The organism is Bradyrhizobium sp. JYMT SZCCT0428, from assembly GCF_018131075.1.
Lineage (GTDB): Bacteria > Pseudomonadota > Alphaproteobacteria > Rhizobiales > Xanthobacteraceae > Bradyrhizobium.
The window spans coordinates 185,687-208,613 of the sequence record NZ_JAFCLS010000005.1; the positions used below are offsets into that span (position 1 = coordinate 185,687).

Consider the following 22,927-nt stretch of genomic DNA (forward strand, 5'->3'; position numbering starts at 1 on the left):
AAGAGCAAAATCGGGGAATATGATGGATCAGGATCTGAGGGAAGCCGCACTCGAATATCATCGCCTGCCGAGGCCGGGGAAGATCTCCGTTGTGCCGACGACGTCGATGGCGACGCAGCGCGATCTGTCGCTCGCATATTCACCCGGGGTGGCCGAACCTTGCATGGCCATTGCCAAGGACCCGTTGCAGGCGGATGAGCTGACCGCGCGCAGCAACCTTGTGGCCGTCATCACCAACGGCACCGCCGTGCTCGGTCTCGGCAATATCGGCCCCTTGGCGGGCAAGCCGGTGATGGAGGGCAAGGCGTGCCTGTTCAAGAAGTTCGCCGGGATCGACGTGTTCGATATCGAGCTCGCCGAGGAGGATCCTGATGCGCTGATCGAGACGATCGCCAGGATGGAGCCGACCTTCGGCGGCATCAACCTGGAGGACATCAAGGCGCCGGAATGCTTCTACATCGAGCAGAAGCTGCGCGAGCGTATGAAGATTCCGGTCTTTCACGACGACCAGCACGGCACCGCGATCATCGCGGCGGCGGCGATCCTCAACGGGCTAAAGCTGGTCAAGAAGGACATCGCGGACGTCAAGCTGGTTTGCTCCGGCGCCGGCGCCGCCGCGCTGGCCTGTCTCGATCTCATCGTCAGCCTCGGATTGCCGCAGGATTGCATCATCGTGACCGACGCGAAGGGCGTGGTCTACGCCGGTCGCACCGAAGGCATGGACGACAACAAGGCGCGCTATGCCGTGAAGACGGAGGCACGAAAGCTGGACCAGATCATCCACGATGCCGACATTTTTCTCGGCCTGTCGGCCGGCAATGTGCTCACGCCCGACATGGTCAAGAAGATGGCGCGAGATCCCCTGATCTTCGCCATGGCCAACCCAATACCCGAAATCATGCCGGAGGCCGCGCTGGCGGTTCGCCCCGATGCGATCATCGGGACGGGGCGATCGGACTACCCCAACCAGATCAACAACGTCCTGTGCTTTCCATTCATCTTCAGGGGCGCGCTGGACTGTGGAGCGACCACGATCAACGAGGAGATGAAGCTCGCGACGGTCCGTGCGTTGGCGGATCTGGCCATGGCGGAAGTGCCCGAGGTGGTGGCTGCTGCGTATAAAGGGGAGAATCTTCGCTTCGGCCGCGACTATCTGATTCCAAAGCCGCTTGACCCGCGCCTCATCGAGGTCGTTGCACCGGCCGTAGCCAAGGCCGCTGCCGACAGCGGCGTCGCGAAGCGCCCGATCACCGACATGGAAGCCTATCGCCAGCAGCTGAGCCGCTTCGTCTACCAATCCGGCAACGCAATGCAGCCGGTATTCTCCGTGGCAAAGGGAAGCGGCAAGTCTCTCCTGCTGGCGGAAGGCGAGGACGAGCGCGTGCTGCGCGCGGCACAGGTGATCGTTGACGAGAGGGTTGCAAAACCGCTGCTTCTCGGCCGGCCTTCGACCATCGAGGAGCGGATCAAGGCGTTCGGTCTCCGGCTCACGCCGGGCAAAGACTGCGAGATCATCGATCCGCACGATGCGCAGGTCTATTCCAAATGTGCCGACGTGTACCATGTGCGCAGGAAGCGCGATGGCGTGTCGGCCGCGCTGCCGCTGTCTGAGACGCGGGGCAACGCGACGGTGCTCGCGTCGATCCTGCTCGAGAGGGGCGTCGGCGACGCGATGCTGTGCGGGGTGATTGGAAGGACCTCCGATCACCTGGCCGCCATACGCAACGTGATTGGGAAGCGGGAGGACGTGCGGACGCTTGCCGTGATGCAGATGCTCATTCTCCCGCAGCATCAGCTGTTCATTTGCGATACCCACTGCAATCTCAATCCGACTGCCGAGCAGGTCGCCGACATCGCATTGTTGGCGGCGGCCGAGGTCAGGCGGTTTGGCATCGCGCCGAGGGTGGCGCTGTTGTCGCATTCGAGCTTCGGCAGCTCGGCCGTTCCGGAAGCGCACAAGATGCGGGAGGCGCGCACGATCATTCGCGAACGATCGCCCGATCTGGCCGTGGAAGGCGAGATGCGCGGGGATGCCGCGCTGTCGCAGTCGGTACTCGATCACGAGTTTCCCGATTCCGGCTTCGTCGGTCCGGCGAATGTACTGGTCATGCCGAATCTCGACGCCGCCAACATCTCCTACAATTTGTTGCGGATGGCCGCGGGCCAGGGGCTGACCGTGGGCGGCATTCTGCTCGGAGCGGCAAAGCCGGCCCATATCCTTACGCCATCGTCCACGGTGCGGCGCATTGTGAACATGGCTGCCGTCGCGATCGCAGACGCCGTCTCCGAGCGAGCCTGACCGGGAAGACGCGCGGTTGGGCGAGCTGTGAACTCGATCGGTTGAGGCCGTCATGAATGAGCCGCAGGTGGGAAAAGCCAGGATTGTGATCGTCGGAGGCGGAGCCGGCGGATTGGAGCTTGCGACGCGCCTGGGCGACAAATACGGACGCAAGGGAAAGCTCGACATCACCCTGATCGAGCGAAACCGCACGCATGTGTGGAAACCGAAACTGCACGAGATTGCCGCCGGGAGCATGGACATCTCCGCTCACGAGGTCGACTACCTCGCGCAGTCCTACTGGCACGGCTTTCGCTACCGGATCGGCGAGATGATCGGGATCGATCGGGATCGCCGTCAGGTGCAGGTGGCGCCGTATTTCGACGCCGAGGGCCGCGAGGTCACGCCGAAGCGGACCTTTGACTATGATATCCTCGTCGTCGCCGTCGGAAGCCAGAACAACGACTTTGGCACGCCTGGAGTTGTGGAGCATGCGATCAAGCTCGAATCGCAGTCGGACGCACGGCGGTTCCACGAAAGAATGGTCAATGCGTGCATCCGTGCGCACGCCCAATCCTCGCCTTTGGGAGCGCACCAATTAAAAGTCGCAATCATCGGTGCCGGCGCGACCGGCGTCGAACTTGCGGCCGAACTCCACAGGACGACGCGTGAAGTGGTGGCGTATGGCCTCGATCAGGTCGATCCCCAGAAGGACATCCGGATTACGCTGATCGAAGCCGCCGAACGGGTACTTCCCGCACTGCCGGAGCGGGTTTCGAAAGAGACTCAGAAGCTGCTCGACAAGCTCGGGGTCAATGTATTGGTCGGCGCCAAGGTCGCCGAGGTCGGTTCCGACCATGTGAGCCTCGCGGACGGCCGGACGATCCCCGCCGAACTGATTGTCTGGGCCGCAGGCGTGAAGGCGCCGGATGTCCTGAAGGATATCGCCGGCCTCGAAACCAACCGCATCAATCAGCTCGTCGTCCGACCGACGCTGCAGACGACGCGTGACGACAATATCTTCGCCATCGGCGACTGTTCGGCCTGCTCATGGGGAGAACACGGCAATGTGCCGCCTCGCGCGCAGGCGGCCCATCAGCAGTCCTCCCATCTCTACGCCCAGATTCCACGGCACCTGCAGGGCAAGCCGTTGCAGGACTATCGGTACAGGGACTTCGGATCACTGGTGTCGCTCGGTGAATTCAGCACCGTCGGCTCGATGATGGGATCGCTGGTCGGCGGCAACCTCGTCTTCGCAGGTATCTTCGCAAGGATGATGTACCTCTCTCTCTACAAGATGCACGAACACGCGCTGCACGGTTCGGTGAAGGTGGCGCTCGACACGCTGGCCCGTCTGATCACCCGGCGCACCGAGCCGCACGTAAAGCTGCATTGACGGTGGGACGGGAGGGATGAATTCGGTCGATGCAAGCCTGATTGACGCGAAGGCGCTGCGCCCAAGCTGGAGGGAGTCCTGATGGATGTTGTGGTCCTTGCGCGCATCCAGTTTGCCGCCAACATCACGTTCCACATTCTGTTTCCCTCGATCTCGATCGCGCTGGGCTGGGTTCTGCTGTTTTTCCGGCTGAAGCACTTGCGCGCGACCGACCCGCAGAAAAAGCTGGATTGGCTGCGCGCCTACCGGCTTTGGACCAAGATATTCGCCCTGACATTCGCGCTCGGGGTCGTCAGCGGCGTCACCATGAGCTTCCAGTTCGGCACCAACTGGCCGGGCTACATGGAGCGCGTCGGGAACATCGCCGGCCCGCTGCTCGGCTATGAAGTGCTGACCGCCTTCTTTCTGGAAGCGGGCTTTCTCGGCGTGATGCTGTTCGGCCACCGCCGGGTCGGCGAGATGATCCATCTCGGATCGACGTTCCTGGTCGCGTTCGGCACGATGCTGAGTGCCATTCTGGATACTTGCCTTGAATTCATGGATGCAGACGCCGGCGGGCCACGAGATCGTCGACGGCCAGTTTCACGCGCGGAACTGGCTGGAAATCATATTCAACCCGTCGTTCCCGTACCGCTTCGTCCATATGATGCTCGCATCCGCGCTGACATGCGCGTTCCTGCTGATCGGGATCAGCGCTTGGCAGATCCTCAGGGGCGTCGCGACCGACAGTGCCTCGCGCGTGCTGCGGACCGGCCTGATTTTCGCTGCGTTGGCCGCGCCCGCGCAGATACTGGCTGGCGACCTTCACGGGCTCAATACGCTGAAGCATCAGCCGCAGAAGATCGCGGCGATGGAAGGTGTCTGGGAAACAACGCGGGGAGCCCCGCTTGTGTTGTTTGCGATCCCGGATGATGCGGCGAGATCTAACCGTTTCGAGCTGGCTATACCAAAACTCGCGAGCCTGATCCTCCGGCACGATCCCGACGGCGAAATCAAGGGACTGAACGAGTTTCCATCGGCCCATCCGCCGGTCTTTCCGGTGTTCTGGTGCTTCCGGATCATGGTGGGCATCGGCATCCTGATGCTGCTGGTCAGTTGGATCGGCCTGTGGCGGCATTGGCGTGATGGCTGGGATTTCGCTCGGATGCCGCGACCGATGCTCAAGCTGTTCGCGGCGATGACTTTTGCCGGCTGGGTCGCGACCATTGCCGGGTGGTATGTCACGGAGATCGGACGCCAACCCTTCATCGTTTTCGGCCTGATCCGCACGAGCGACGTCGCCTCGCGTGTTCCTTCATCGAGCGTTGCCCTGACCCTCAGCATCTACATTGCGGTCTATCTGGCGCTGCTTGTCGCCTATGTCGGCGTGCTGAAATACATGTCGGAGACGGCGGATAAGGGTGGAGCGCCGCTTATAACGGAAGGCGCCACAGCGGGCCCGCAGAAACACCAGCGCCAGGGGGAATTCGCATGATCTCCATGTCGTTCGACGAACTGCTTCCTCTGATCTTCATCGGGTTGATGGGGGTATCACTGCTCGTCTACGTCGTGAGCGACGGGTACGATCTCGGGGTCGGCATGCTGATGCATCGGGCGACGCCCGAGGAGCGGGACACCATGGTCGCGTCCATCGGTCCGTTCTGGGATGCCAATGAAACGTGGCTGGTCCTTGGCGTTGGCCTGCTCCTTATCGCTTTCCCCAAGGCACACGGGCTGGTCCTGTCGGAACTGTACCTGCCGACCGCGCTCATGCTGGTTGGGCTGATCCTGCGCGGCGCAGCCTTTGATTTCAGGGTCAAGGGCAAGGCCAACCGGAAGGCGAAGTGGGACCGCCTGTTCATCGCCGGATCGATGCTTGCGTCCTTGTGTCAGGGCTGGATGCTCGGTCGCTACATCAGCGGCTTCGGTGAGGGCTGGAACTATCCGATCTTTGCGGGCGCCATTGCGGTGGCGCTGCCGATGGCATACGCGCTGCTTGGCGCGACATGGCTTGTGATGAAGACGGAGGGCGAGCTCCAGGACAAGGCGATCGAGTGGAGCAAAATCGCCTGGCCGCCCATGGTCGTGGGCTTGATACTGATCTCGATGGCAACGCCGTGGATCAGCGAGACCGTTCGCGTCAGGTGGTTTACCCTGCCGGCGATGATTGCAGTGGTGTCAATCCCGATCACGACCGGTTGCGCTAGTGGCGGCGCGCCTGTTGCTGGGGTCGCCGGCCGTACGCGGCAGCCTGTGCTGGCTGCCCTTCGCATTGCTGGTGCTCGTCTTCTTCCTGAGCTTCCTCGGTCTCAGCTACAGCATCTATCCGTTCGTGGTGATCGACAGGCTTACCGTCTGGCAAGCCGCCAGCAGCCCCGAGGCGCTCAAAATCATCCTGATCGGTGTTTGCGTCACGTTGCCTGTCATTATCGCCTATACCGGATTTTCCTATCGCGTATTCCGGGGCAAGACCATAGAGTTGGACTATGCTTGAGTGGTCGTCCGCAGTGGCCGACGCTCCCGGGTTCGTGCTGGTTCACAAGATGACGGAGCTTCCATCCCTGGTGAACAAGGGGCCACCCAAAGTCAGTTTTGTGGCGCCCACTTCTACACGTTGGTTTGTTCGCGGCGCATTTGCCCTCGCGCTGGTCGCCGCGGTGTCGTGGCTCGGATATGCGGTGACGTTCCGCCGGGGCCTCGACCATTTGCACGCTGCGGCTCAGCAGCGGCTGGCCGTCGAGGCCGCCAGGCTAGACGGCCATCTTTCAAGATTTGAATATCTGCCATCCCTTTTGGAGACGTCACCTGATGTGTTCCGGTTGCTCGGGGCTCCCAACGATCCCGCACTGCAGCAAACCGTCAGCCTTTATCTGAAGTCGATCAATCTGCTTGCGGGAGCCGATAATCTCTATGTCCTCGGCGTCTCCGGCGCGACGCTTGCCGCGGCGGATTTCGACCAGCCCGGGACACCCTTCGGCGAGAACCTGTCGTATCGCCCCTATGTGAGCGAAGCACTCGCGAGCGGCCGGGGGGCGTTCTACGGCGTCGGTATCACGACCGCGCGCGCCGGTTACTACCTGTCTTATGCCCTGAAGGATGGGGGGACGACGAAAGGAGTCGCCACCGTCAAGGTCAATCTGGATTCGTTCGAGCGTGCGTGGCGCAACACTGAAAACGATATTCTTCTGGTCGACGAGCGCAAGGTGACGATACTTGCCTCCCGCGACGAGTGGCGCTATCGCCCGGTGGCGCCGCTGTCGGCTCAGACGCGCGATGACATTGCGCGATCCAAACCTTACGGAAACCACGACCTGGCGCCGCTCGGATGGGCCTTCGTGGTTCAGTCCGGGAGCGGCGCCGCAAGAATCACCACCGAAAACGGGACCGCCTATACGGTCAGCGAGCGTCCAATCAACCGCGGTCTGTGGAAGCTCGTTCTTCTCGACGACGAGGCGCCCACACGGCAGACTGCGCTCATCATCGGGGTAATATCCGGTCTTGCCTCCATCGTTGCGCTGCTTGCGCTGGGCCTCGTCGAGCAGCGCAGACGAGGGATCAAGCAACGGCTGGCCAACCAGGCGGCGTTGCAGTCGGCGAACGACATGCTCGAGATCAGAGTGCAGGAACGAACCGCTGAACTGCGCGCAGCCCAAGACGATCTGGTCCATGCCGGCAAGCTGGCTGCGCTCGGTCAGATGTCGGCCGGAATTGTACATGAACTGAACCAACCTCTGGCTGCACTGCAGACCGCGGCCGACAACGCCATACTGCTTGTCGATCGCGGGTCGGTCGGCGATGCGCGCGGAAACCTCACCCGTATCGGCGAGCTGGTACGGCGGCTCGGACGCTTGACCGGTCAGCTACGGGTTTTCGCATACAAATCAAGCAGCCCGCTTGCGGCGGTTTCCGTCGAGCATGCCGTGGCTGAATCGCTCAAGATACTTGCCGCGCGTGTCAAGGAGGGCGGCGTCGCCGTGGTGTCGGATATTGACGCTGACCTCAGCGTCGTGGCCGATCAAACGCGGCTTGAGCAGCTGTTGTGCAACATTGTGGCGAATGCGCTGGATGCGGTGGAGAGCGTCGAGCGAAAGGCGATCCTGATCCGGGCAACCAGAGACGAGGGGCAAGCCGAGCGCTGCCGCATCGCTATCAGCAACAGCGGTCCGGCGATCTCCTCCGATGTTCTCCAGCGCATGTTCGAGCCTTTTGTGACGACCAAGCCTGCGGGCAAGGGGCTCGGTCTGGGTCTGATGCTGTCCAACCACATCGCGCGAACCTTTGGCGGCGAATTGCGCGCGCGGAATCTTCCCAGTGGCGCCGAATTTGTCGTGATCCTTCCGTTGGCTGACATAACAGAGGCGGCTTCGCATGGGTGATGACCAATCAATTGGCGTGATCTACGTCGAGGACGACGACGATGTCCGGATCGGCGGTGTTCAGGCTCTCGAACTTGCGGGGTTTTCGGTCTCGGGATTTGCGTCCGTCGAGACGGCCAACGCGTCCGTGGGCTCCGACATGCCCTTTGTCGTGGTCTGCGACGTCCGCCTGCGCGGCAAGAGCGGCCTTGAATGGCAGTCCGATCTGCACAGGTTGGATCAGGATCTGCCGGTGATCCTGATCACCGGGCACGGCGATATTTCCATGGCCGTGCAGGCGATGCGAAACGGCGCCTACGACTTCATCGAGAAGCCGTGCTCGTCGGAGCAGCTCGTCTCGGTGGTGCGCAGGGCGACCGAAAAGAGACGGTTGACCCTGGAGGTGCGCTCGCTCCGGTCGGCCCTCGCGGACCGCCAGGGCATCGAGGCGAGCCTGCTCGGCCGCTCGCCGCAAATACAGGAAGTGCGCCGGCTCGTTTCCACATTGGCCTCGACCAATGTCGACGTCACGATCTATGGCGAGACCGGAACCGGAAAGGATGTCGTCGCGCGCTGCCTCCACAATCACAGCGCGCGGCGCGGCGGCAACTATGTCCCGGTGAACTGCGGCGGTCTCCCTGAATCGCTCGTTGAGAGCGAGCTGTTCGGCCACGAAGTCGGGGCGTTTACCGGCGCAACCCGCCAGCGCATCGGAAAGATCGAATATGCCAATGGAGGCACGCTGTTTCTCGACGAGATCGAGAGCATGCCGCTCAGCGTACAGGTGAAGTTGCTGAGGGCACTGCAGGATCGGTCGATCGAGCGTGTCGGCACGAACAAGCCGATCTCGGTGGATTGCCGTGTGGTGGCGGCGAGCAAGGTGAATTTGCTTGAACTCAGTGAGAAGCGGTTGTTTCGCGCCGATCTTTACTATCGCCTCGGTGTCGCGTTCATCGAACTGCCGCCACTTCGCGAGCGGCGTGAAGATATTCCTCTGCTGTTCGAGCACTTCACGCTCGATGCCGCCAGGCGGTTCGAGCGCGACGCGCCGATATTGGACGAGCAGACGCTGTCCGTCCTGTTGGCCTATTCGTGGCCGGGAAACGTACGCGAGCTTCGTAACGTCGCCGACCGCTTCGTGCTCGGTGTTCTCGATGGCAAGGCGATCAACAAGTCCGGGTTCGGTGCGTCTGATCTGGCGTTGCCGCGACAATTGGAAAACATCGAGCGATCAATCATCGAGGACGCGTTGCGGCGCAAGCAGGGCGACGTTCAGGCGACCGCCACGATCTTGGGAATCCCGAAACAGACCTTGTACGACAAGATCAAGCGCCTTGCTGTGAACGTTGACGGGATCAGGGAGGGCTCAACCGTCCGCGTCGGATCATGAGCCCCCGGCGAACCATTGCGACGCCGGGCGAGCGCACTGGCCGAACCCGTGCCGTTGGCCTGATATGGCGAGCGGCAATAGCACGACAACCAAGGGCGCCGAACAGAAGCGGCCCGAAACCGGAAACGAACGAAGCTTTCAATCTTGCTGAGCGAGGGACGTGATGAATCGGCCATTCAATATGCCTGACGAGTTTGTCGAAGGGTTCATGAAGGCGGGTGCGAGCCTGTGGCGGTCACTGGGATGGACACCGAGCGCCGATCATAACGGTGCGGGCGCCAGCTCGGCGCTGAGCTCGTCGGGACGCCTCGCCGAACTGCAGGCCGACCATCTGATGCGTCTGTACCAGCTCACGGAACAGGTGATCAAATCGGCCGCGGGCGTGCAGAGCCAAGCGGCCGTCGAACCTGCGCGCGGCGACCGCAGGTTTCACGGCACGGATTGGCGGGACAATCCGCTCCATAATCTGCTCAAGCAATGTTATCTGCTGAATTCGCGCTATTGCACCGACTTTGTCGAAGCGCTGGATCTGGACGAAAAGGAAAAGCACCGGCTGCGTTTCTTCACGCGCCAACTCGTCGAGGCGATGAGTCCGACCAATTTTATCGCCACCAATCCCGAAATCATCAAGCTTGCGACGGATACCGAAGGCCAGAGCCTCAAGGCAGGCATGGACAATTTGATGTCGGATCTGGGCCGGGGCAGCCTGACGATCACGGATGAGAGCGCCTTTGAGGTCGGCAAGGACGTCGCGACATCCAGGGGCGCCGTCGTATTCGAGAACGACCTGTTTCAACTGATCCAATATGAGCCGGCGACGGAGCAGGTGGCCGTTCGACCATTGCTGATCGTGCCGCCCTGCATCAACAAATTCTACATTCTCGACCTTCAGCCTGCCAATTCCTTTGTCCGGTTCGCGGTCGAGCACGGCATGACGGTGTTCATCGTTTCCTGGCGTAACCCGGATGCCTCCTGCGGGCATTTTGGATGGGACGATTACGTCGAGCATGGCGCAATGCGCGCTATTGGGGTCGCCCGATCAATCTCCGGCGCCGACAAGGTCAACGTCGTCGGCTGGTGCGTCGGGGGAACCATCCTGTCATCTGCTCTCGCCATCCTGCGGACCCGAGGCGACGAATCGGTCGCCAGCGTGACACTGCTGACGACCATGCTCGATTTCCGCGAACCGGGTGATCTCGGCGTATTCGTGGACGAAGAGAGCGTGCGACAGCGTGAACAGACCATTGGCAATGGAGGTATCTACCGCGGTGCCGAGCTCGGATTCGTCTTCCAGACCCTGCGCTCGAAAGAGCTGATATGGCCGAACGTGATCAACAATTATCTGAAGGGGAAAGCGCCCGAGCGTTTCGACCTCCTGTTCTGGAATGCCGACGTAACCAATCTGCCGGGGCCGATGTATTGCTGGTACATCAGGAACATGTACCTGGAGAACAATCTCCGGATACCGAACAGGCTGACGATGTGCAACACGTCGGTCGATTTGGGGCGGGTCGACCTGCCTGCCTATGTTCTGGCGACCGTCGAGGATCATATCGTGCCGTGGCGATCCGCCTATCGAACAACGGGCCTGTTCAGCGGCGACACTCGCTTTGTGCTCGGTGCGAGTGGACATATCGCCGGTGTGATCAATCCTGCGTCGAAGAACAAGCGAAGCTATTGGCTGTCGAGCGATCGATGCGAAGATCCCGCGGCATGGCTGGCCGGCGCCGATGAAAAGCCCGGCAGCTGGTGGAATGATTGGATTGCCTGGCTCAAGCCGCGGGCGGAAGAGCAACTACCTGCGCGCACGCAACTCGGCAGCAACCTCTATCGTCCCGGTGAAGCCGCGCCTGGCCGATACGTGAAGGAGAAGGCGAACTGACAGTATCAATACGAGGGATACTCGCAGCAGCGGCCGTGAATCGATCGGTTCTGTCCGTTGCGTAGTCGGGGAAGCGGGGATCGACCAGGAGATCATCCTGGCCGATCTCGAGAGCGGTCGGCTCGGTGATAGCCGGCGGCCACCTCTGCTTCCAGCATTGCCTCCGATAAGCGGGACTTGTCGGCAGCGCAGAGGCCGCGCCGTTCGTCAGGCTCGCTGCCCCGCGGCTCCGAGGATCAGCCGCGTGATTTCGTCGGGATGGGAGATCAGCAAGAGATGGCTGGCCTTCACCTCGATGGTCTCTGCGCCCATCCGCTTGGCCATGAAGCGCTCGAGGTCCGGATTGATGGTGCGATCTTCGAGATGACTCGGGGATACGAGAATACCGAGGTCAATCTCATGGATTGCTCCTGCGCGGTTCAATAGGCATGCGATTTGGGGTGGGGCGGCTCATTCCCCGATAACTGTCGGTTACACGAAAGTAATCACGCGGCACTAAACTCGTTTTTAATTGAGAACGGGGCACCAAGCCGCCATGTTCAATCTATTCCTGACAGCTATCTGCGTGTCAGGAATGTCTTTGGGCGAACCTTCCGAGAAGAAAATACATTCGGGAAACGCGCGAGCGGACCTGCGGCAACTCACGGCCGCGTGAGCCTATCTGTGCGGAGATAAAATGACTGTGTTCTCGCGCTCTTTCGTTCGCAAGCCATCGTCGATTTGCATTCGTGTCGTGGTCGTCGTCGCAGGGCGTGACCAGTTTTGTCGTGAGACGGCATAGCTGAGGATGGATGGATGGGTATTGTTCGCTTCGCCCTGAGATTTCCGCACACGTTTTATGTGGTCGCCGCCCTGATCCTGTTTCTTGGTGCCGTCGCATGCTGGGAGACGCCGACCGACGTCTTTCCGGAAATCAATATCCCCGTCGTGACCGTGATCTGGAGCTATACCGGACTCAGCACGCCGGAGATGGAGCAGCGCGTCACCACCTACAGCCAGTACGCCATCAGTTCAAACGTCAACGGCATCAAGAACATCGAGGCGCAGACCCTTGCCGGACTTTCGGTGCAGAAAATCTACTTTCAGCCGGACGTCAATCTCGACCTCGCGATTGCGCAGATTGTCTCGGCGACCAATGCCATCCGTGCGCTACTGCCGCCGGGCATCCAGGCCCCGCTGGTGGTGCAATTCAACGCTTCAAGCGTACCGGTGTTGCAGATCAGCTTGAGTTCCGACACGCTTAACGAACAGCAACTCTACGATTACGGAATCTATCGCATCCGCCAACAGCTGGCGCCGATACCCGGCATCACTCTCCCGACCCCCACCGGCGGAAAATATCGCCAGATCATGGTCGATCTGGACCCCTCGAAGCTGCTCGCCAAGGGACTTACCCCGCTTGATGTCGTCAATGCCGTCAACACGCAGAACCTGACGCTGCCGGCGGGCGCGGCAAAGTTCGGGGACAAGCAATATGCCGTCCGGACCAACGCGACGCCCGCGACCATCGATGATCTCAACAATATTCCGATCAAGGTCGTCAACGGGGCCACGATCTTCGTAAAGGACGTCGGCCAGGTTCATGATGGCTGGTTGGTGCAGCAAAACCTGGTTCGGCAGAACGGCCGCCACTCCGTGCTGCTCAGCATCATCAAGAACGGCAATGCATCGACGCTCAGCGTCGTCAATGCCGTGCATAATGCGTTGCAGACAGCGCGCGCCGCAGCACCTCCGGGCATGCAAATCAACGAGTTGTTCGACCAGTCGGTATTCGTGAAGCAATCGGTTGCCGGCGTCTTGCGCGAGGGCGCGATCGCGGCCGGCCTCACGGCGTTGATGATCCTGCTATTCCTGGGATCATGGCGTTCGACACTGGTTGTCATGATCTCGATTCCGCTTTCGATCCTGACTTCGCTGGTCGTGCTGTATTTTCTCGGCGAGACGTTGAATACGATGACGCTCGGCGGGCTTGCGCTGGCGGTCGGCATTCTGGTGGACGATTCCACGGTCACGATCGAGAACACCCATCGGCTGCTTACCGAAGAGGGAATGCCCCTGCCGCAGGCTACGCTGCATGGCGCTGCCGGCATCGCCATTCCGACGCTGGTGTCGACGCTGGCCATCAGCTGCGTCTTTACCTCGGTGGTGTTCCTCGAAGGGCCGGCAAAGTATCTGTTTACGCCGCTGGGCCTGGCGGTGGTCTTCGCAATGCTGGCGTCCTACGGCCTGTCTCGAACGCTGACGCCTATCGTCATCGGCTTGTTGCTCAAGGGCGAAAATCACGGCCCGACGGACGCGACAAAAGCGGGCTTGTTTGCCCGTTTCCATGCCGCGTTCGAGCGCAACTTCGAGGCCATGCGCCACCGCTATTCGAGTTCGCTCGCTGGACTCATCAGGCATCGTTACGTCATTCCGATGTTCATGTTGCTGCTGCTTGGGCTTGGAGTCGTCACATTTCCGCTCGTCGGCCGCGATTTCTTTCCGGCCATCGACGGTGGACAGATCCAGCTTCATGTGCGCGCGCCTGCCGGAACGCGGATCGAGGCCACGGAAAAGATCTTTCAGGAGGTCGAGGACAAGACCCGTGAAATCATACCTGAAGACCAGCGCGACCTGATCGTGGACAATATCGGACTGCCGGCGCGGGCCTACAATCTGGCGTTCACGGACGGCTCGACCATCGGCGTCAATGACGGCGTCATTCTGGTGTCGCTGAAGGAGGGTCACAAGCCGACCAGCGAATATGTGCGCAAGCTGAGGGAGGCGCTGCCTGCCGCGTTCCCCGAAGACACGTTCTATTTCCAGGCAGCAGACATCGTCACCCAGATCCTCAACTTCGGCCTGCCGGCGCAAATCGACGTCCGCACCGTGGGATACGACAAGGACAACAATCTGCGCGTTGCGAACGAGCTGCGTCGAAGGATCGCGGCCATACCGGGGATCGCCGATGCGCACCTGCAGCAGGAAGTCGATGCGCCGGCGTTCTATGCCGATATCGATCGCACGCGCGCTGCCCAGCTTGGTCTTAATGCGAATACCATCGCAACCAACGTCAATGTCAGCCTGAGTTCCTCGGAGCAGGTGACACCGAATTTCTGGACCGATCCCAAATCGGGTATTCCGTATTATCTCGCGGTCCAGACACCCGAGAGCAGGATCACTTCGCTGAACGATCTGCGCAATACGCCGGTTTCCAGCGGGATTTCGTCATCCTTGACCGACGTTCCCGTGCCGGGCCTGCTCAGCAATGTGACGACGTTCAGGCGTGGCAGCGTTCCCACCAACAGCAACCAGGCCAACGTCCAGCCGGTCTATGAAGTCTATGCTAGCGTGCAGGGTCGTGATCTCGGCGGAGTAGCCGGCCAGATCAGCAGCATCGTGACGGATCTGCAGAAGCAGCTCAAGCCTGGAAACACCATCCAGGTGATTGGCCAGATACAGAGCATGAACGGAGCGTTTCTTGATCTAGGCATCGGGCTGTTGTTCGCGGCGGTGTTTGTCTACCTGTTGATGGTCGTGAACTATCAGAATTTCGGTGATCCGTTCGTGGTTATCCTGGCCTTGCCGGCGACATTGTGCGGAATCCTCACAATGCTGTTCATCACCGGGACCACGCTCAACGTGCCGTCCCTGATGGGCGCGATCATGGCGGTCGGTGTCGCGTCGGCGAACTCCATTCTGCTGGTGACGTTTGCCCGCGAGCAGCAGTTCGCAGGCAAGACGGCGCTCGAGGCGGCCATCGAGGCCGGACATACGCGGATCCGGCCGGTGCTGATGACCGCTGCCGCCATGATCGTCGGTATGATTCCGATGGCAATCGGAGCGCCGGGCGAAGAGCAGAATGCGGCATTGGCGCGCGCGGTGATCGGCGGGTTGCTGTTCGCGACACCGACGACGCTGCTGGTTGTTCCGTATCTCTTCGCCATGCTGCGCAAAGGCAACGACGGCAAAGTACATCACGGGGTATTTGACGAGGTGCTGGAATGAACTGCAATCGTCCTTTGGATATTGAGCCGCCGGAAAGCGGTCAGGAGACCGGACCGGCAAGACTGCCGCCCGGCAAGAGACGACGGGTTGGCTTGCTTTCGAATGTCGGGCTTGCCCTTGTTCTGATGACGGCGCTGGCTTGTGGGGCGTGGAACCATTACGCGCAGCATCGCGAGGTGGTTACGACGGCGAAGCAAAGCCTGGAATTTGTCCCGCAGGTTCGTGTTGCGGCGGTGCGACCCAGCGTCGGCACGGAAGTCGTCAATTTGCCGGCGACCACATCGGCGTTCTCGGTTGCCAATGTCTTTGCCCGGGCCAGCGGTTATGTCGACAAGCGCGAAGTCGATATCGGCGACCGGGTGAAGGCGGGCCAGTTGCTGGCCGAAATCATGGCGCCCGAACTGGATCACCAGATCGCCCAGGCCGAGGCGACGCTCGGCCAATTCAAGGCAGCCTTGCAGCAGGCCGAGGCAAACCGCGAACTCGCCAAGGTGACCTGGGATCGTGACGGTCCGTTGGTGAAGCAGGGCTGGCTGACCGCGCAGCAGGGCACTACCGACATTCAAACCTTGAAGGCGCAGGAAGCTGGCGTCTCCGTTGCACAGGCCAATATGGTGGCTGAGGAGGCCCAGTTGCAGGTGTTGCATCAACAGAAGCTCTATCAACGCGTGGTCGCCCCGTTTGATGGCGTGATCACCCAGCGCAACATCGATGTCGGCAGCCTCGTGCAAGCCGATGCGACCAGCGGCACCTTCATGTTCACCATCATGCAAGGCAATGTTATCCGGACCCAGGTCTTCGTCCCTCAGGACGAAGCCTTTGGGCTGCGACCGGGAATTGAGGCCGTCGTGCACGTACCCGAGATCCCGGATCGCACCTTTCCCGGCAAGGTGACGCGGATCGCCGATGCGTTGCAACCCGGCTCCCGGACCCTGCTGACCGAAATCGATATTCCCAATTCCGACGGGGCGCTGGCCCCCGGGATCTACTGCACCATCGAACTGCAAATTCCGCGCAAGACGCCAAGCTTCACGGTCTCCGCCGACGCCGTCATCTTCAACAAAGCTGGGCTGCAAGTTGCGGTGGTCGAGAATGGCGTCGTGCATCTGCGCAAGGTGACGGTGGTGCGCGACCTCGGGCAGCAGGTCGAGGTCAACAGCGGTGTCAAGCCGGGCGATCAGGTCATCCTCAATCCTGCTGTCGATTTGGTTGAAGGCAGCAAGGTGCGCACCAAGCTCGAGGTGACACAGGTATCCTGACCCCAGACAGGATGAGGCAGGCAACGGCCGCATCCGGCGGCCGATCATAAAATCCTATTTAATGGTGCGGCCGATCTATCGCGACTATATCCACCTGCGCGCGGCTCACCCCGCTTGTCCCATAGGGGGTGGCTCTCTTGGCCGCGGAGCGGACGGCGCACGCCACGCCTCACTCCCCCGGTGAGGCTGGCTGTGCCGTCCGGCTCTTTGGTAACTTTCGGGCGGGGAATCCAATTCCGGGCTAGGCCTTGGCATTGCAAGTGGTTGACCTTATGGCATTGATAGCAGTTGGCAGACGTCAAGCTTCCGGCTTGCCGGACGCGCATGGCTTTGCGGCAATCGAGAAGCGGCATATGGCAAAAGTGCTCCTCATCGAAGACGACGCTGAAACGGCTGAGGAAATCAAGGCCGAATTGGCGGATCGCGGTTTTGATGTGGAATGGTCGGCCAACGGCATCGAGGGCCTCGACAAGGCACGTTCGTCGCAGCCCGACGCCATGATCGTCGACCGGCTGTTGCCCGGAATGGATGGTCTCACCGTGATCGAGACTCTGAGAAAGGAACAGGTGCGCACCCCCGTGCTGGTGTTGAGTGCGCTGGGCGCGGTCGACGACCGCGTCCGGGGACTGCGAATGGGGGGCGACGATTACCTGACGAAGCCGTTCGCGATCGTCGAACTTGTCGCCCGAATGGAAGCGTTGCTGCGCCGGCCTGCGGAATCACGCGAGACCACGCTCAAGGTAGCGACGCTGGAGATCGACCTGATTGAACGTACCGCAAAACGCGGCGATCGTGCGATCGAATTGCTGCCGCGTGAATTTCGCCTGCTGGAGTACATGATGCGGCGCGCCGATCAATTGCTCACGCGAGCCATGCTGCTGGAGGAGGTCTGGAATTACAAGTTCGTTCCCGCGACCAATCTGGTGGACGTGCATATGGGACGCCTTCGTCACAAGGTGGATGGGCCCGGCGACCCACCGATGATCCACAATGTCCGCGGCGCGGGCTTCATTCTTAAGGCTGTGCCCTGAGGGCGATCGCCCGTTCGCCCCGGGGCTATGCACTGTCGATCGCCGCTGTTCATACTGTACTGGCTGAGAATCCCGGGCGACGGAAATCCGATGCTTGATCTGCAGTTCGCACGCTCGAATACATTCCGCTGGACGCTGATGGTGGCGGGCGTGCTTGCCGCCTTCATCCTGGCTTTGTTCGGATTCATCTATTGGACAATCGATGACTATCTGATCACGCGGTCCGATCGCGTGATATCAGCGCATATAGACGGATTAGGCGGCCTGACAGCTGAGCGTCGCCTCGAGGCGATCGACGAGCGCCTGCGGCAGGATCCTCGCGGCGTGCAACTCGCGGCGATCTTTGCCGCCGATGGTCGCCGCATCACGGGCAATCTGGAGAGTCTGCCCGCCGGACTCAACATCGATGCGCCGCCACAAGGTGTCGACATCATCAGGATTGATCGAGGCGGCCGGGAACATCAGACGATCCGTGCGATTGCGCGGCGGATGGGCGACGGCGACGTGCTGGTGATTGGACGAAATGTCGATGAGGTCAGGGAAATTTCCCGTGTCGTGGGGCAGGCGCTCGCGCTCGGCCTGCTGCCCGGATTCTGTCTCTGCCTGCTGGCCGGCGCATGGCTTAGCGTGCGTGCGCAGAAGCGCGTCGAGGAGGTCAACCAACGGGTTCGGCGTATCATCGCCGGAGACCTGCGGGAGCGGCTGCCGCACCGTACCGCCGACGATCCGCTTTCGAAGCTTGCGATCATCGTCAATGGCATGCTCGATGAGATGGAGACGATGATCCATGCATTGGCCGGCGTCGGTAACGATATTGCCCATGACTTGCGGACGCCGCTCACGCGTGCCCGTCTTGCGCTTGAACGTGGGCGTACCAACGCAACGTCGCTGGAGCAGCTTCAGGCGGTTGTTGACAAAGCCATCGCCGGCATCGATCAGTCGCTGACGATCATAACCGCGCTGTTGCGGTTGGCGGAGATCGAGAACAGCCGGCGGTCCGCGGGTTTTGGCAACGTCAACCTGCACGACATGCTGCGCGAGGTACATGACATCTATGAGCCGATCGCCGAAAACAAGGACATCGCGCTGCAGGTCGAGGTGGAGCGGCCTCTCACCGTGCGCGGCGATCGTGACTTGTTGATTGAGGCGGTCGCCAACCTGGTCGATAACGCCATCAAGTTCACGCCGGACGGCGGCAAAGTGAGCATCAAGCTGCTTTGCGACGGCAGCGAGCCCGTTATTCGCGTGACCGATACCGGCTGCGGTATCGGTGAACAGGAGCGGGAGGCCGTGTTGAGGCGATTTTATCGCTCCGACAAGATACGAAATACGCCGGGTGTCGGGCTTGGTCTTAATCTGGTCGCCGCGATCGTAAGGCTACATGGCTTTCGCATGACGATCCATTCCGGGCCGGGTTGCCAAGTGGAGATTGCCTGTCCCGATCAACCGGATTGATCCGGGCCGCAGCATCGTCACGGTCCGCGAGACAATGCTGAATTCCGGTGCGTACCTCAGTCAGTAGCCATGAGAGTTGGGGTGCTGAGTAGCCGGCAAGCCGTCGGCATCGTCGTCGCGAATGGTCTTGCCGTAGCATTCCGCGTCAAGACCGGAAGCGGATGCGAGGCATTGCGAATAGCTCGTAAAGCTGCAATCAGTCCCGCCCTCATCATATGACAGGCACTAGTGACCTGGCGGAACGACCGGCCCAGCCTCCGCCACCGATCCAGTGACTGGCGCCAATACCAGTGTCGAAAATGCGATTGTCGAGGCGATCGCAATGCTCCGAATAGTTTTCATGAGTCTTGTCCATTTTGTCTTGTGGCAATCCTAATGTGGAGCGCGGCAGCGGCGAAATCGATTATAAAAAAATTCATTCTCCCGTTTGCCATCGCCGCGAAGTCTTGAACGATTTTGCTATCGTCGTGTAATCAGAGTCAGAAGTCATAGCGCTCATGTCTCACGACGCGTTGAATGATCGTGAGCAAGTGTGCCGTTTAAAAACCATCACAGCTATCCACATCTGAATAGTGGAAGCCAAATGTCGTTGGCTTCTTTCACACGCAATGGAGAAGTTGAATGACCACGATCAAGCTCTTGTCTGCTGGAATGATTGCTGCCGCCATGCTCGCAACACCTGTCATGGCTCGCGACCATCATATGGCCAGACAGCATGCTACAGAGAACGTCAACGCGAGCGACCTTGCGACCGCTCGGTATGTTGATGGCCAAGTCTGCATCCCGGCGCCGCGCGTCGGCGCATTCGCTACGGCACCCTGGACCGGTGACAATATCCCCTGCGAACCCGGGCCGTACTGAGTCGAAATGCGGCGAGCGCCAGGGCAGATCTTCGGGCCGCCCTGGCGCCCGGATGCGATCGTACGGTGCAGCCGCGTTCCCAGGCGCCGACAACATTGCTCTTGAGCGTGTATTTGCTGCGCCAAGCGGACGGTCACCCACAACGAATGGTAACGTTTCGACACTGAATGTCGTCTGCGCAGTACCTGACGCCTTGCGGATGAACCTTGCTGTCGATCACGGCAATCGGCGAAGCCAAGAATGAATTCGTATTTAATGGGCGTATGAGATTATCCGGCCTATCCTCTCCATAGCCACTTAATGCGCAGCAGAGCTGCTTGCGATCATTGGCCCAGCGCGCAACTCAGGGAGTGATCAATGTCGTTACGTCTTCCAGCCATGACGGCGGTGGTTTGCACTGTCGTCATCTCCAGCCCAGTTGGATATGCCCGGCCGCTGGCAAATGCGCTAGCTCCGATGCCCCAAGCACCGATAGGTCATCTGCAACCGCGCGCGCGTCAGTTTTCGCCGGGTTCTGTCCCCGAGCAGATCGAGCAACAGAAGATGTCGGCGTTCGATGCCGAGCAACGCAAACTCGACGAGCAACTCGACAAGAGCCTGAACATCTGTCGATGCCAATAAGGATCAAAATCTGGGGGAGGGCGCCAGCGCGAATTCTCGCGCAGAATAGAAAATGGAGAACACCATGACCAGAATCAAAGCGCTCGTCGCGGTAGCTCTGCTATCGACCGTTTCGATAACCCCGGCACTTGCGCAAGCCGCAATCTCAGAACCCGGAGCGTTTCAGGCGATGTTCCCGAATCGGGATGTGCTCAATGGAGGTGCGTTAACTCCTGCTGGCAGAATGGGACTGGAGCTACCTGGCGGGGCCGTCAACGCTTATGCAGCAAGCAATGCTTATGCGAGAATGGAGCGCGGAGGTCCAGGCGTGGCCGATCGTGGAAAATCGTCACCTTGGATAGCGCCCCGGCAATAAGCCCCGCGTGACGCCAGGCGCGCCGTGCACTCGGTTTGAAGCCATAGAGCCGGGATCGTCTTTGGCAGCCACGATCGCCCCCGATTTGAGCAACCGACCGGCCGCGATGTCGCCCGCGCGCTACGTGAGAGCGGCGCTGATAAATTGGAGAAAATGTAATGCGTCCTGTCTTGGCATTATGCCTTTTTATTGCTCTCAGTGGTTCTGCGAACGCCGCCGCAAGAGGGCACCATGTCAAACCGCGACATGTCGCCGTTCGTCCCAGCCAGGCTGTGATCCCGGGTCCCACCACGCCGAATGGGGTGCGCATTTATCGCGACGACTCCGTTCCGGGTGGTCTGCGGACCGACCACGACGACCCTCCTGCCTATGATGACCCGTCCAAGCTTGGCAGTGGCTGACAGAATAGAATTATATCTGTTGTTGAACGGCCGCTTCTTGCGCAAGATACCAGTCACAACTGTGGATCGGACCCATCGGCATGATCGCTCATCGAAACAGCCTTGCGGGTATTGAGGAGGCTGAACTAGATATACTCGAGCGAGCATGCTTGCGCGCCGCGGACAGCTCGGAATGGGCCATCTGAGGGACTTCGGGAAATTGGGCATCCATCCTTGCCGCGCGCGGGCTGGAGGTTGATCGCGTTACACCGATCATTCGTGAGTCAGGAGAACGGAGTGTTGACCATCACCGCGATTATCCGGGTCAAGAGGGGGCACGAGACAGCCATGCGCGAAGCGCTACTCGAAGTCGTCAAGAGCGTTCGTGCAAACGAACCGGAAACCGTTGGCTACTACATATCGCAGGACGCGACGGATTCGTGCGTGTTCACGACATACGAGCGCTATCTGGACCGTGCGGCGATGGATCGACACAACAATTCCGAGGCCGTCGCCCGCTTCTTCGGCATCGCCAAACCCATGATCGACGGCGAGGTGACGCTGGTGACCGGTACGGAACTTTCCGCGAAGTCCAACGACTAGCTGATGATGACGCTATCCGGTCGCGCGGGGTAAGCTCCCGCTTGCCGCGATCTCGGCCGACATCTGCTCGATTGTCTTGCGCTGCTCCATGGCGGCTCGCCGGATCAGCGCAAAAGCGGCGGGTTCGGCGACGGCGTGCGAATGCATCACCTGGAGGACGGCAGCCAGCACGACCCTTCGCGAGCGAAGGCGCTCCTCCAGTTTGATGACTTGTTGCTTCAACTCGTTGGTGCGTTCGGTTCGCTCGAACGCCATGACGAGCGCCGCGTAAATGCCCGCCGAACGCAGCGGTTTGACGAGAAACGACGCGGGATCAAGCTCCAATACCAGCTTCAGCCGGCTTGGTGTTTCAGTGCCGAGCAGGGCGATGACGGGGCATCGTCCAGGCAAAACCCGGTGCGCGGGCGAGGCGAGTGGCAGGAATTCATCGTCGATCAACGCCACGTCTGGATGACATTCGAGGGCGTCACCCGGCTCCCATATGAAGATATCGATTCCCAGGCGTTCGAACTGCCGCCTGACGATCGACAGATCGCGCTCATCCTTGATGGCGACGAGGGCTCTGCGTCCGCGGAGGGAAAATGAGGACGGTTTGCTCATTTCACAACCCGTAAGTGGGGCGCGCTTGATGATCCGTTTCTTGACGTTTCGCGCGCAGGTCCGGCGGCGACGTCGAGCTGCGTCAGGTAGGGATCCGGCTTAACGGGCGCATCCGCTTCCCAGAAGAGATCAAACTGTCCGTGCGCGTTGGAGACGGCCAGGCGTGGCGTAAGAACGCAATGGTTGTTGTCACCGTCGATCCAAACCGGCCCTTGCGGTGAGTTGTAGCGATAGCCAGCCGCCGCACGCCGCACCTCACCAATACTGGAGGTGCCTGCCCGGCGGAGCGCGCGCGCCAAAAGATAGACAGCGACATAGGCGGATTGCCCGTCGACGGAGGGGCTGCTGGCTTCACCGTAGCGCGCCTTCCAACGCCTTGAGGAAGTTATCATCGCCGATGCCGGTGCCGGAAGTCTTGCTTATTTGCTGCGCATGAGGCCTGCGAAATTTGTGCATCCTCTCTCGTTGACAATGTACAGGGCAGGAACTTAGACT

At 60.6% G+C, this 22,927-nt stretch carries 16 protein-coding genes and 3 pseudogenes; 15 read left to right on the forward strand and 4 right to left on the reverse strand.

What is annotated here, in order from left to right; translation table 11 throughout:
• The first annotated feature begins 22 nt into the window (after positions 1-22).
• The 8 genes and pseudogenes from JQ575_RS07175 (at position 23) to phaC (ending at position 11,280) form a co-directional block, all read left to right on the forward strand.
• Complete coding sequence (locus JQ575_RS07175; protein WP_212032525.1) at positions 23-2,299, forward strand: NADP-dependent malic enzyme; 2,277 nt, start codon at positions 23-25, stop codon at positions 2,297-2,299.
• A gap of 52 nt (positions 2,300-2,351) precedes the next feature.
• A complete protein-coding gene (locus JQ575_RS07180) occupies positions 2,352-3,674 on the forward strand; it encodes an NAD(P)/FAD-dependent oxidoreductase (RefSeq protein ID WP_212032526.1) in 1,323 nt (440 codons plus the stop codon).
• Between the two features lie 81 nt (positions 3,675-3,755).
• Positions 3,756-5,148: pseudogene (locus tag JQ575_RS07185) on the forward strand (cytochrome ubiquinol oxidase subunit I).
• 47 nt (positions 5,149-5,195) lie between these two features.
• Positions 5,196-5,759: pseudogene (locus JQ575_RS45635) on the forward strand (cytochrome d ubiquinol oxidase subunit II); the annotation flags it as partial.
• A 100-nt stretch (positions 5,760-5,859) separates the two neighbouring features.
• Positions 5,860-6,147 carry a cytochrome d ubiquinol oxidase subunit II gene (locus tag JQ575_RS45640; RefSeq protein ID WP_312015901.1) on the forward strand — a complete coding sequence of 96 codons (288 nt, stop codon included), beginning with the start codon at positions 5,860-5,862 and terminating at the stop codon, positions 6,145-6,147.
• On the forward strand, positions 6,140-8,029 hold the full coding sequence (locus JQ575_RS07195; protein ID WP_249166485.1) for an ATP-binding protein: 1,890 nt from the start codon (positions 6,140-6,142) through the stop codon (positions 8,027-8,029). The genes JQ575_RS45640 and JQ575_RS07195 overlap by 8 nt, the downstream gene beginning before the upstream one ends.
• Entirely contained in the window at positions 8,022-9,398 is a 1,377-nt protein-coding gene (locus JQ575_RS07200) for a sigma-54 dependent transcriptional regulator (protein ID WP_212032527.1), read from the forward strand. The genes JQ575_RS07195 and JQ575_RS07200 overlap by 8 nt, the downstream gene beginning before the upstream one ends.
• A 163-nt stretch (positions 9,399-9,561) precedes the next feature.
• Positions 9,562-11,280 carry a class I poly(R)-hydroxyalkanoic acid synthase gene (phaC, locus tag JQ575_RS07205; RefSeq protein WP_212032528.1) on the forward strand — a complete coding sequence of 573 codons (1,719 nt, stop codon included), beginning with the start codon at positions 9,562-9,564 and terminating at the stop codon, positions 11,278-11,280.
• A gap of 207 nt (positions 11,281-11,487) precedes the next feature.
• Here phaC and JQ575_RS07210 read toward each other — a convergent pair.
• Positions 11,488-11,640, reverse strand: a pseudogene (locus JQ575_RS07210) (alpha/beta hydrolase); the annotation flags it as partial.
• 435 nt (positions 11,641-12,075) lie between these two features.
• On the opposite strand from JQ575_RS07210, the gene JQ575_RS07215 reads away from it, so the two are divergent.
• The 4 genes from JQ575_RS07215 (at position 12,076) to JQ575_RS07230 (ending at position 19,012) form a co-directional block, all read left to right on the forward strand.
• Positions 12,076-15,267 (forward strand): efflux RND transporter permease subunit, encoded by a 3,192-nt coding sequence (locus JQ575_RS07215; protein WP_212032529.1) that lies wholly within the window; start codon positions 12,076-12,078, stop codon positions 15,265-15,267.
• Positions 15,264-16,526 (forward strand): efflux RND transporter periplasmic adaptor subunit, encoded by a 1,263-nt coding sequence (locus JQ575_RS07220; RefSeq protein ID WP_212032530.1) that lies wholly within the window; start codon positions 15,264-15,266, stop codon positions 16,524-16,526. Before JQ575_RS07215 ends, JQ575_RS07220 begins: the two co-directional genes overlap by 4 nt.
• Before the next feature lie 353 nt (positions 16,527-16,879).
• Complete coding sequence (locus tag JQ575_RS07225) at positions 16,880-17,557, forward strand: response regulator transcription factor (RefSeq protein ID WP_212032531.1); 678 nt, start codon at positions 16,880-16,882, stop codon at positions 17,555-17,557.
• Between the two features lie 324 nt (positions 17,558-17,881).
• Positions 17,882-19,012, forward strand: a complete 1,131-nt coding sequence (locus JQ575_RS07230; RefSeq protein ID WP_312015897.1) for an ATP-binding protein — start codon at positions 17,882-17,884, stop codon at positions 19,010-19,012.
• 60 nt (positions 19,013-19,072) lie between these two features.
• On the opposite strand, the gene JQ575_RS46385 is transcribed toward JQ575_RS07230, so the two are convergent.
• On the reverse strand, positions 19,073-19,234 hold the full coding sequence (locus JQ575_RS46385; protein ID WP_212032618.1) for a DUF3551 domain-containing protein: 162 nt from the start codon (positions 19,232-19,234) through the stop codon (positions 19,073-19,075).
• Positions 19,235-19,633: 399 nt separating this feature from the next.
• Between JQ575_RS46385 and JQ575_RS07240 the strand changes: the two genes are divergently transcribed.
• The 3 genes from JQ575_RS07240 (at position 19,634) to JQ575_RS07250 (ending at position 21,832) form a co-directional block, all read left to right on the forward strand.
• Positions 19,634-19,873, forward strand: coding sequence for a hypothetical protein (locus tag JQ575_RS07240; protein ID WP_212032533.1), 240 nt, complete (start codon positions 19,634-19,636; stop codon positions 19,871-19,873).
• A gap of 357 nt (positions 19,874-20,230) precedes the next feature.
• The gene (locus JQ575_RS07245) at positions 20,231-20,494 is read left to right on the forward strand and encodes a hypothetical protein (RefSeq protein WP_212032534.1); all 264 of its coding nucleotides are present in this window, start codon (positions 20,231-20,233) and stop codon (positions 20,492-20,494) included.
• A gap of 1,032 nt (positions 20,495-21,526) precedes the next feature.
• The gene (locus JQ575_RS07250) at positions 21,527-21,832 is read left to right on the forward strand and encodes a putative quinol monooxygenase (RefSeq protein WP_212032535.1); all 306 of its coding nucleotides are present in this window, start codon (positions 21,527-21,529) and stop codon (positions 21,830-21,832) included.
• Between the two features lie 12 nt (positions 21,833-21,844).
• Here the strand turns inward: JQ575_RS07250 and JQ575_RS07255 are convergent, their stop codons facing one another.
• Both JQ575_RS07255 and JQ575_RS07260 read right to left on the reverse strand, forming a co-directional pair.
• Positions 21,845-22,432 (reverse strand): ANTAR domain-containing response regulator, encoded by a 588-nt coding sequence (locus JQ575_RS07255; protein ID WP_212032536.1) that lies wholly within the window; start codon positions 22,430-22,432, stop codon positions 21,845-21,847.
• Complete coding sequence (locus tag JQ575_RS07260) at positions 22,429-22,824, reverse strand: transporter substrate-binding protein (protein WP_249166487.1); 396 nt, start codon at positions 22,822-22,824, stop codon at positions 22,429-22,431. Before JQ575_RS07260 ends, JQ575_RS07255 begins: the two co-directional genes overlap by 4 nt.
• Between the last annotated feature and the right edge of the window lie 103 nt (positions 22,825-22,927).

Bases quoted from the DNA above. Each gene is read 5' to 3' on its own strand.
- JQ575_RS07175 (WP_212032525.1), top strand. From the start codon at position 23: ATGGATCAGGATCTGAGGGAAGCCGCACTCGAATATCATCGCCTGCCG.
- JQ575_RS07180 (WP_212032526.1), top strand. From the start codon at position 2,352: ATGAATGAGCCGCAGGTGGGAAAAGCCAGGATTGTGATCGTCGGAGGC.
- JQ575_RS07195 (WP_249166485.1), top strand. From the start codon at position 6,140: ATGCTTGAGTGGTCGTCCGCAGTGGCCGACGCTCCCGGGTTCGTGCTG.
- JQ575_RS07200 (WP_212032527.1), top strand. From the start codon at position 8,022: ATGGGTGATGACCAATCAATTGGCGTGATCTACGTCGAGGACGACGAC.
- phaC (WP_212032528.1), top strand. From the start codon at position 9,562: ATGAATCGGCCATTCAATATGCCTGACGAGTTTGTCGAAGGGTTCATG.
- JQ575_RS07215 (WP_212032529.1), top strand. From the start codon at position 12,076: ATGGGTATTGTTCGCTTCGCCCTGAGATTTCCGCACACGTTTTATGTG.
- JQ575_RS07220 (WP_212032530.1), top strand. From the start codon at position 15,264: ATGAACTGCAATCGTCCTTTGGATATTGAGCCGCCGGAAAGCGGTCAG.
- JQ575_RS07225 (WP_212032531.1), top strand. From the start codon at position 16,880: ATGGCAAAAGTGCTCCTCATCGAAGACGACGCTGAAACGGCTGAGGAA.
- JQ575_RS07240 (WP_212032533.1), top strand. From the start codon at position 19,634: ATGACCACGATCAAGCTCTTGTCTGCTGGAATGATTGCTGCCGCCATG.
- JQ575_RS07245 (WP_212032534.1), top strand. From the start codon at position 20,231: ATGTCGTTACGTCTTCCAGCCATGACGGCGGTGGTTTGCACTGTCGTC.
- JQ575_RS07255 (WP_212032536.1), bottom strand. From the start codon at position 22,432: ATGAGCAAACCGTCCTCATTTTCCCTCCGCGGACGCAGAGCCCTCGTC.
- JQ575_RS07260 (WP_249166487.1), bottom strand. From the start codon at position 22,824: ATGATAACTTCCTCAAGGCGTTGGAAGGCGCGCTACGGTGAAGCCAGC.